Here is a 333-nt window from a genome sequence, read left to right on the forward strand (position 1 = left end):
GCTCTCAAATGATACGATGTTGAAGCTATACTTAAACCTAATGTTATAGATAAGTCACAAACACATAATTCTTTCTCTTTAATTAGAGCTAATATAATTTTCAGCTTATTTTCATCACTTATCTTTAATAATGTATTGATAAGTCGTTGAGTTTTTTCTTCATTTAAAAATCTTAAAGCATAATTCACTTTTTCCTCATGAACACAAATAACGTCACAAATTTTATTGTTACTCATATTAAGTCACACCTTAATTTATAATATAAATCCTAATATTGTTTGTATGGTTTCATTTTCAATAATAATAAATAAGCCCAATGCTATGTAGATAACA

General features: G+C 24.9%; 1 protein-coding gene and 1 pseudogene. Both read right to left on the reverse strand.

What is annotated here, in order from left to right; translation table 11 throughout:
- Window positions 1–236 (reverse strand): ArsR/SmtB family transcription factor (locus KA858_RS12480; RefSeq protein WP_210135839.1); only part of this gene is annotated, 236 nt, incomplete at its 3' end.
- Between the two features lie 18 nt (window positions 237–254).
- Window positions 255–333 (reverse strand): annotated as a pseudogene (locus KA858_RS12485) (cadmium transporter); the annotation flags it as partial.

This window comes from Staphylococcus sp. GDX8P80P, from assembly GCF_017893095.1.
Classification (GTDB): domain Bacteria; phylum Bacillota; class Bacilli; order Staphylococcales; family Staphylococcaceae; genus Staphylococcus; species Staphylococcus borealis.